General features: G+C 41.9%; 9 protein-coding genes. 8 read left to right on the plus strand and 1 reads right to left on the minus strand.

The features are described from left to right. The first annotated feature begins 261 nt into the window (after positions 1–261). Together B4K11_RS06955 and B4K11_RS18610 are read left to right on the plus strand one after the other, a co-directional pair. Positions 262–516, plus strand: a complete 255-nt coding sequence (locus tag B4K11_RS06955) for a succinate dehydrogenase assembly factor 2 (protein WP_292950033.1) — start codon at positions 262–264, stop codon at positions 514–516. Next, positions 500–943 (plus strand): protein YgfX, encoded by a 444-nt coding sequence (locus B4K11_RS18610; RefSeq protein ID WP_414689216.1) that lies wholly within the window; start codon positions 500–502, stop codon positions 941–943. Before B4K11_RS06955 ends, B4K11_RS18610 begins: the two co-directional genes overlap by 17 nt. Here the strand turns inward: B4K11_RS18610 and nadB are convergent. After that, complete coding sequence (gene nadB, locus B4K11_RS06960) at positions 940–2,535, minus strand: L-aspartate oxidase (RefSeq protein WP_292950032.1); 1,596 nt, start codon at positions 2,533–2,535, stop codon at positions 940–942. The two genes, B4K11_RS18610 and nadB, sit on opposite strands and share 4 nt — an antisense overlap. Positions 2,536–2,817: 282 nt before the next feature. On the opposite strand from nadB, the gene rpoE reads away from it, so the two are divergent. From rpoE to lepB, 6 genes are all read left to right on the plus strand, one after another. Next, positions 2,818–3,399 carry an RNA polymerase sigma factor RpoE gene (rpoE, locus tag B4K11_RS06965; protein WP_292950030.1) on the plus strand — a complete coding sequence of 194 codons (582 nt, stop codon included), beginning with the start codon at positions 2,818–2,820 and terminating at the stop codon, positions 3,397–3,399. Between the two features lie 32 nt (positions 3,400–3,431). Continuing rightward, positions 3,432–4,271, plus strand: a complete 840-nt coding sequence (locus B4K11_RS06970; RefSeq protein WP_292950028.1) for a MucB/RseB C-terminal domain-containing protein — start codon at positions 3,432–3,434, stop codon at positions 4,269–4,271. Continuing rightward, on the plus strand, positions 4,268–4,702 hold the full coding sequence (locus B4K11_RS06975; protein ID WP_292950026.1) for a SoxR reducing system RseC family protein: 435 nt from the start codon (positions 4,268–4,270) through the stop codon (positions 4,700–4,702). The genes B4K11_RS06970 and B4K11_RS06975 overlap by 4 nt, the downstream gene beginning before the upstream one ends. 26 nt (positions 4,703–4,728) lie before the next feature. Then, positions 4,729–6,132, plus strand: coding sequence for a DegQ family serine endoprotease (locus B4K11_RS06980; RefSeq protein WP_292950024.1), 1,404 nt, complete (start codon positions 4,729–4,731; stop codon positions 6,130–6,132). 128 nt (positions 6,133–6,260) lie between these two features. Further along, positions 6,261–8,060 carry a translation elongation factor 4 gene (gene lepA, locus B4K11_RS06985; protein WP_292959303.1) on the plus strand — a complete coding sequence of 600 codons (1,800 nt, stop codon included), beginning with the start codon at positions 6,261–6,263 and terminating at the stop codon, positions 8,058–8,060. Positions 8,061–8,082: 22 nt separating this feature from the next. After that, complete coding sequence (gene lepB, locus B4K11_RS06990; protein WP_292950020.1) at positions 8,083–8,895, plus strand: signal peptidase I; 813 nt, start codon at positions 8,083–8,085, stop codon at positions 8,893–8,895. The last annotated feature ends 37 nt before the right edge of the window (positions 8,896–8,932 follow it).

The following is an 8,932-nucleotide window of genomic DNA, read 5'->3' on the forward strand; positions in this document are numbered from 1 at the left end:
ATCGCCAAGCATTTAATTAAGAGAAAACCCCGGTCACCCTGTGACCGGGGTTTTTTCGTTTGGGTTTCGTTTTGGTTTCGCGGGAAATACCTATCTGAATTGAGCTTCGTATAAATTACGGTGCAGGTCTTGATTTGTCGTTCACGCTAATTAGTCTATTTATTGCTTCATTAACGAACATAAAGCATGGGATTATCTTCGATTGGTTATATAATCATTTATTATTGTAATCGTTGTTTTCGAAAGGAAAGATTTAAGCCGATGTATACAGAAGATGATATACGTAAATTGCGATGGCAGAGCCGAAGAGGAATGCTGGAACTTGATGTTCTATTTGTCCCTTTTGTAGAGGAAGCGTTTGCTGGCCTAGATCAGGATGATCAGGATCGTTTTGTTAAGTTGTTAGCTTGTGAAGATCAAGATTTATTTGTGTGGTTAATGGAACGTGAAGTTCCTGCGGACCCAGACTTACAACGGATTGTGAGGGTAATACTGGAGCGTGTTCAGCCTAAATAGTTTAGTTATTCACCCCTCTCGCACTCTGTTATGTTTATATAATGGAGTGTATATTCTTGCACTGTTCAGTGTGTTTTATTCTTCTATATCTTTCTTCACGCAGTCGGTTATCTCGATGTTGGTTCTCGTGAGCTTTCTTTTTAACTACAAAACGTTAATTACTCTTAATGCTTTATGGTCTATTACTTCACTTAGTTGGAATCCAGAAACACGCAGTATGTGGCTTGAGCAATTTGATGGTACTAGACTTGACGTTGTGGCGTTAAAGCAAGTTAACGTTCTGCCGTTTGCTGTATGTCTATTTTGTAGAGTTGAAGAGCGGTATTTTGATATACCGGTCTTCATCTTTACGGATTCTTGCTCAAAGAAAAATTTCAGGAGGTTAAGGGTTTTAGCTTTGCATAGTAGTGTTTCTGACGCGGTTTAATGCCATGAATAGTTTATCGGAGTTAGGATTGTATCCAATGCTTCTGGGCCTAGCTCCGGATAATCGAGCGTATAGTGAAGCCCGCGACTCTCATGTCTTAGCATTGCTGAACTAATAATTAGATCGGCTACGACTGCGAGATTACGTAACTCTAGTAGGTCATTACTGATTTTATAATTGCTGTAATACTCGCTTATCTCATTATGTAGTAGGTCTATGCGGTGTTTTGCGCGTTGTAGTCGTTTATTGGTTCTAACAATACCTACGTAATCCCACATGAAGCGGCGTATCTCATCCCAGTTATGCGAGATGATTACATCTTCATCAGAATCGGTAACTTGTGTTTCATCCCATGCAGGGATGATCGATTCATCAAGGGGTTTGGTGAGTGAATCAAAAACATCGTCAGATGCTGATTTAGCGTAAACAAGGCATTCTAGTAATGAGTTGCTTGCAAGCCTATTTGCACCGTGAAGTCCTGTAAATGATGTTTCTCCGATAGCATAGAGGCCTGGTATGTCCGTGCGGCCTTTTTGATCGGTCAATACGCCACCGCATGTGTAATGAGCGGCCGGTACTACTGGAATAGGCTCTTTAGTTATATCAATGCCAAGGGTCAAACAGCGCTGGTAGATTGTTGGGAAGTGATTGCGCACGAAATCTGCTGGTTTATGCGATATATCAAGAAATAGGCAGTCAGCTCCCAAACGCTTCATCTCGTGGTCAATGGCTCTCGCAACGATGTCTCGGGGTGCTAATTCGCCTCTCTCGTCAAAAGAGTGCATAAACTCTTTGCCATCTGGGAGTAATAATTTACCTCCCTCGCCTCTGACTGCTTCCGTTATTAGGAAGGATTTTGCCTGTGGATGGTAAAGGCAAGTAGGATGAAATTGATTGAACTCCATGTTGCCTACACGACAGCCCGCGCGCCAGGCCATGGCGATTCCATCACCGGTGGCGCCATCAGAATTACTTGTATAAAGGTAGGCTTTTGACGCACCCCCAGTTGCCAGAACAACATGAGGTGCTTGGAATACTTCTACGCGACCTGTTTTACCGTTAAGTATGTAGGCGCCGACACAGCGATTATGTGCTAATCCAAGCTTACGTCGTGTAATTAGGTCGACAGCAATATGATCTTCGAACAGGTCAATATTTTCTGAGGCTTTGGCCCTTTCTATCAAAGTGTCCTGAAGTGCTTTTCCTGTGGCATCTGCTGAATGGATAATTCGTCGATGTGAGTGCCCACCCTCTTTTGTTAAATGATAGTCTTCACTATCTTGAGTGAAAGGCACGCCTTGTTGAATTAGCCAGTCAATGCTTTCTTTGCCGTGTGAGACTGTAAACTCTACAGCATCAGGTCGACTGAGGTTTCCCCCCGCAGACATTGTGTCTTCAATATGTGCATCAGTACTATCTGTTGTATCCATAACGGCGGCTATGCCGCCCTGAGCCAGCCAAGTCGATCCACTCTTTAGTTCTCGTTTACTTAGCACGGCTACGCGCGCATTTTTAGAAAGGTGTAATGCCATGCTAAGACCTGCCGCTCCGCTACCAATTATCAAAGCGTCATAGTGGTGGTGTCGTGTCATGTGATTACTCTTTCTACGATTAAGTGGTTTTGCTGATATGTATGCTATTTTACTAGTAGAATTTCGCTAGAGGGTAGGTTTTTAATTAGTTTCTTTACATTAAACCCTATTTTAATATTTTTTTGTCATTTAGGGGAACTTCATATGCTTTGTGGGTTCATACAATTGTCCCGGCACTCTTAATGAGGTTCATATGTTGTTTTAGCAAAAGAGATTAGTACCTACTTTAGCCTCTATGCTTATTAGTTATAATTCTCATGGAATGAATTGAAGGAAAATCGAGTGTCGAATGAGAGTCAAACGGTAGTTGATCAACAGCTTGTAAAACGTGTTAAAGCCGGTGATAAGCGTGCTTTTGATCTTTTAGTTAAGAAATATCAGCACAAAATTATAGCGCTTATTAGTCGCTATGTTTATGACCATCATGAAGCCCAAGATGTGGCTCAAGAAGCGTTTATTAAAGCTTATCGGGCGTTACCTAAGTTTCGTGGTGATAGTGCTTTTTATACTTGGTTGTATCGTATTGCGATAAACACAGCAAAAAACCATTTGGTGGCTAGGGCGCGTAAACCAGCAGGTGTAGATGTTGATGATGCTCAGTTTTTCGAAGGTGATAATCAATTGAAAGATATAGCAACTCCAGAGAATGAACTCTATAAAGATGAGCTGGATCTTGTGATTAAACGGACTTTGAGTAAGTTGCCAGAAGACTTAAGAATGGCGCTTACCTTACGTGAATTTGATGGTATGAGTTACGAAGAGATTGCTGGCGTGATGGATTGCCCTGTAGGTACGGTTCGGTCTCGGATTTTTAGAGCACGTGAAGCTATAGATAAAGAAATAATGCCTTTAATGGCTAGCTAAAGCAGAAATGAAGAAAACTAGAGGTAAATGTTATGACTGATCGATCTACAGAGTCTATTTCTGCGCTTATGGATGGTGAAGTGGCTGATTTTGAGTTGCGCCGTACATTGGATCGTATTGATAGTGAGCCTGAGCTTTCAGAAGCTTGGCAGCGTTATCATTTAATTCGCTCTATCATGAAGAACGAGGATGGGGCTGATTTAAATGTAGATATTAGCGCTAGCGTAATGTCATCGTTAGAGTTAGAACAAGACTTTGAAATTGACGAGTCTGATTTCACTGAAGAAACTCAAACTGGCGCCATTGAAAAAAATAGATTTTGGCGCCCTATTGCGAGTATGGCTGCTGCTGCCTCGGTAACTGCTATGGTTATTTTAGGTGCGCAGAATTTAAGTAATGATCCACAAGAAGAAACTCTTGCTGATAATCGTCCTAGCTATACGTTGCCTATAGGTACAGTTTCGAACGATATTGTTCGGGCTCAATTTGGTAACCGCTCGGTTATTGATAATGGCAATAGCCAACCTGACATTATCCGGTTATCGCAGGGAGTAGAACGTTATATTGATCAGCACAAACACATGCTTCAAACTCAGAAAGCTAACTGGCAGGCTTCGTGGCTTCCTGATGGTTTTGATGATATGAGGCTTGATGTTATGCCGCATGCTGAAGTTCAAGTTTTCAGTAATGGGCGTAATTCGTTCAGCGTTTGTGTTGAAGACTATGGCCGCCAAACAGTACCTGAAGGTGTTGCCAAATCTGGGGATATGGTTGCTGTAGGTAAGCGCATAGGGGATCAATTCGTTACGGTAGTGGGTGATGTGCCAATGATGATTGCAGAACGAATAGCTTCGTCCGTTGAGAGAAGATGATCGAAGAAGTTGGCAAGGTAGTCGAGGTAAACTCGCAAGGTGTTTGGGTTGAAACGGTGAAGCAGAGCGCCTGTTCTAGTTGTGCTGCCCGAAGTGGATGCGGTCAAAAACTGCTCGCAAGTGTAGGACAGGGTAAACGTTTTATATTTAGGGTAAATAATCCTAATAACCTATCTGTCGTAACCGATGACGATGTGTTAATTGGAATAGAGGAAGGGGCTTTTTTGAAGGCAACGGTGTTTATGTATCTAACACCGCTTCTTGCTCTGTTTTTAGGGGCGTTTATTACCGACATGCTGGGCTTTGCTGAAGGTGCTGTAATTATTGTGTCTTTTGTATCTTTAATTGTAGGTTTTTTGTTTGTGCGTTATGGAAGCTCTTCCTTATTCCGGTCGTATAAATATCAGCCAACGTTAATGAGAGTTAATTAACTTATTGAGAAACAGGTGATTTATTTATGAGAGGCGTTTCTAAATTCGTAGTAGCTTTTTTTATCTTATCTGTTAATGCAGCTTGGGCTGCAAGCCTTCCAGACTTTAAAGCATTAGTGAAGCAGGCAGCGCCTGCTGTTGTAAATATTAGTACTATTCAAAAAGCTAATAACTCACATTTAAATCCTTTTGTTGGCCCTGGAGGAGAGGAAATTCCTGAAATTTTCAGGCACTTTTTTCAAATGCCGGAGCAGGGACATAATGATCGTCCGGGAAGACGAACACCGCAGTCTTTAGGATCAGGTTTTCTTATATCTGAAGATGGATACCTTTTAACTAATCACCATGTTATCGCTGATGCAGAGACCATAATTGTAAGGTTAGCAGATAGAAGGGAGCTCGAAGCGAAAGTTATAGGTTCGGATAAGCGTTCTGATGTTGCGTTACTTAAAATTGAGGCCGAAGATCTACCGAGTGTTAAATTAGGTAAGTCTGAAGAGTTGGAAGTAGGTGAGTGGGTACTTGCTATTGGTTCCCCTTTTGGCTTTGATCATAGCGTTACAGCCGGTATCGTTAGCGCGAAAGAGCGATCTTTGGCTAATGAAACTTATGTGCCATTTATTCAAACTGATGTTGCTATTAATCCCGGTAATTCGGGTGGACCACTGTTTAATTTAGAGGGCGAAGTAGTAGGTATAAATTCACAAATTTATACCCGTTCAGGTGGCTTTATGGGGCTTTCGTTCGCTATTCCCATTAATATTGCAATGAATGTTGCTGATCAATTACGTGATAGTGGTTATGTCACAAGAGGTTGGTTAGGTGTGATTATTCAAGAGGTTAATAGGGATTTAGCGGAATCATTTGGTTTAGACAAGCCTGAAGGTGCATTGGTTGCCAAAGTACTTTCAGGTAGCCCGGCGGAGAAGGCAGGGCTACGCGAGGGGGATGTGATTTTAGCTTTCAATGGAATGGATGTAATCATGTCTTCCGACCTACCTCATCACGTTGGGCGGGTTAAACCGGGTGTAAAGGCTAAAGTCCTAGTCATGCGTAATGGGAAAACCAAGACTATCCGAGTAAAAATCGGTAAGTTGCCTTCACAAGAGCAGTTGGCTCATTCTAATGGTGGGGTTCCTGTAGTACCGGGAGAAAATAAACTCCACTTAGAGGTCGCTGAACTGGACAAACAGCGTAAAGATAAATGGCAGGTTGAGTCGGGTGTTGTTGTTAAGCGGGTTATGCCAGGAGCAGGGTCTGATGCCGGTTTGATGGTTGGTGACGTTATTACAATGCTGAATGGTTTGCAGATTGAATCTATTAAAGATTTTAACCGTGTTAGTAAGTCTCTGCCCGTAGGGCGTTCTATACCTATGAGAATCGTCCGACGAGGAAGCCCAACATTTATTCCTCTAAAAATTAAAAAATAGATTGTTTTTAGTTATAGATAAAGCGCTATTTTCTTCCCATAGATGTAGCGCTTTTTTCATGGCTCATACTAAGTAAATGCTGTAAACTTGCGCCTTTCCAGCGAGTTAAGAGTAGTGGTAGCCGTCAAGTGAGCAGCCTAAAACATATCCGAAATTTTTCCATTATTGCCCATATTGATCATGGGAAGTCAACATTGGCTGACCGTTTCATTCAAATGTGTGGGGGTCTCAGTGACCGCGAAATGGAAGCTCAGGTCCTTGATTCAATGGATATCGAGCGAGAGCGCGGTATTACAATCAAAGCTCAGAGTGTGACCTTAGATTATAAGGCTAGCGATGGTGAAACTTACCAGCTTAACTTTATCGATACTCCAGGGCATGTTGATTTCTCCTATGAGGTCTCTCGCTCCCTTGCTGCTTGTGAAGGTGCGCTGCTAGTTGTTGATGCTGCGCAAGGCGTTGAAGCTCAATCAGTGGCTAACTGTTATACGGCTATTGAACAGGGCTTAGAAGTTGTTCCTGTACTTAACAAAATAGATTTGCCTCAAGCGGAACCTGAAAGGGTTCGAGTTGAAATTGAAGAAGTTATCGGTATTGACGCAACGGACGCAGTTACGTGTTCGGCGAAAAGCGGTCTCGGTGTTACGGATGTATTAGAGCATATTGTTAGAGACGTCCCGGCCCCGGAGGGTGATGTAGATGCCCCTCTTCAAGCGTTAATCATTGATTCTTGGTTTGATAACTATTTAGGTGTTGTATCCCTAGTACGAGTTACCCAAGGAACATTGCGTAAAAAAGATAGAATACTGTTCAAGTCTACTGGGCAACATTATCAAGCGGACTCTATCGGTATTTTTACACCAAAACAGAAAGAAACCGGTGTTTTACAGGCAGGTGAAGTAGGTTACCTTGTTGCGGGTGTTAAAGATATCCACGGTGCGCCTGTCGGTGATACGGTTACTCATCAGAAAACCCCTGAAGTCGAAATGTTACCTGGCTTTCAGAAAGTACAGCCGCAGGTTTATTCAGGTCTATTCCCAACGAGCTCTGATGATTATCAAGATTTCCGTGAAGCTTTAGACAAACTGACACTAAACGATGCTTCTCTGTTTTTTGAACCTGAGACATCTGATGCGTTAGGTTTTGGTTTCCGCTGTGGTTTCTTGGGCATGCTTCATATGGAGATTATCCAAGAGCGTTTAGAGCGAGAATATAACCTCGATCTTATAACTACAGCCCCCACTGTTATCTACGAACTTGAGCTTGAGAATGGGGATGTTGTTAACATTGATAGCCCTTCAAAGCTTCCTGATCCTGGCTCTATTCGCGAGATGCGTGAGCCTATTGTGGAAGCGAATATTTTAGTTCCACAAGACTTTCTAGGACCTGTGATTGGACTTTGTGTCGAAAAACGTGGTGTCCAGAAAGAGATGAATTACGTAGGCACTCAGGTTCAGCTTAGTTATGAACTACCTATGGCCGAAGTCGTATTAGATTTCTTTGATCGCTTGAAGTCAGTAAGTCGTGGTTATGCGTCACTTGAATATAACTTTGTGCGATTTGAAGAAGCCAAATTAGTACGTATGGATATACTCATTAATGGCGATAAAGTTGATGCGTTAGCCGTTATTCTTCATAGGGATAATGCTCAATTCAAAGGCCGTCAAATCTGTGAAAAAATGAAGGAAGTTATTCCAAGGCAGATGTTTGATGTTGCTATCCAAGCAGCATTAGGCGGTAAGATCATAGCGCGAACAACAGTTAAGGCGCTCAGGAAAAATGTACTGGCTAAATGTTATGGCGGTGATGTTAGTCGTAAGAAGAAATTACTTGCCAAACAGAAAGCTGGTAAGAAGCGTATGAAGCAAGTAGGTAATGTTGAGATACCTCAAGATGCTTTCTTGGCTGTGCTCAAAGTAGATAATTAATAATAGGAAAAGGCAGTAGTTAATGGATTTTGATTTTGCGCTGATATTAGTCGCGTTGACCTTTGTTTCAGGTTTAGTTTGGTTTTACGACAAAATATCATTAAAACCTAAGCGTACAGAAAAGTTAAATGATGCTAGAGCGAAGGTTGAGGGTGAGTTGCCAGAAGAGGTTCTGACTGAAATTAATCGTGAATCTGGGTGGGTTGATACCGGCCGATCCATGTTCCCTGTTCTGTTGGTTGTTCTTGTTTTAAGATCGTTTCTGGTTGAACCTTTTCAAATCCCATCGGGTTCAATGTTGCCGACTTTGAAGATTGGCGACTTTATTTTAGTGAACAAATTTCATTATGGTTTGCGTTTACCGGTACTTAATACCAAAATTGTTTCGATGAATGACCCTGAAAGAGGGGATGTAATTGTATTTAAGTTTCCTGAAAAGCCAACGATTAACTATATTAAAAGGGTAGTAGGTTTACCTGGAGATGTTATTCGTTATCAGGGGAAAACGCTTTATATTAATGGTGAGCCACAAAAGCAAACACTATTAGCGCAATTACCACCGAGTAATCCGAAGCAATTGTTGATGAGTGAAGACTTAGATGGTGTTCAGCATCAGATTTATAAAGATGTAATAAGGCCTGCTCAGAATATGGAATGGGTTGTCCCCAAAGGGCATTATTTTATGGTAGGTGATAACCGCGATAACAGTAATGATAGCCGTTATTGGGGTTTCGTATCTGAAGATCTGCTTGTTGGTAAAGCATTCGCAGTATGGATGCATTGGCCTGCATTCTTAAGCGTACCAAGTTTTAGCGATGTTCGTGTGATCGAATAAATGGAGATAGCGATGAAATCAACTCGAAAGCAACAAA

Source organism: Neptuniibacter sp. UBA6509, from assembly GCA_002435145.1.
In the GTDB taxonomy this organism is placed as follows: domain Bacteria; phylum Pseudomonadota; class Gammaproteobacteria; order Pseudomonadales; family Balneatricaceae; genus Neptuniibacter.

Coding starts and splice junctions, on each gene's coding strand:
- B4K11_RS06955 (WP_292950033.1), top strand. CDS start 262: ATGTATACAGAAGATGATATACGTAAATTGCGATGGCAGAGCCGAAGA.
- nadB (WP_292950032.1), bottom strand. CDS start 2,535: ATGACACGACACCACCACTATGACGCTTTGATAATTGGTAGCGGAGCG.
- B4K11_RS06970 (WP_292950028.1), top strand. CDS start 3,432: ATGACTGATCGATCTACAGAGTCTATTTCTGCGCTTATGGATGGTGAA.
- B4K11_RS06975 (WP_292950026.1), top strand. CDS start 4,268: ATGATCGAAGAAGTTGGCAAGGTAGTCGAGGTAAACTCGCAAGGTGTT.
- B4K11_RS06980 (WP_292950024.1), top strand. CDS start 4,729: ATGAGAGGCGTTTCTAAATTCGTAGTAGCTTTTTTTATCTTATCTGTT.
- lepB (WP_292950020.1), top strand. CDS start 8,083: ATGGATTTTGATTTTGCGCTGATATTAGTCGCGTTGACCTTTGTTTCA.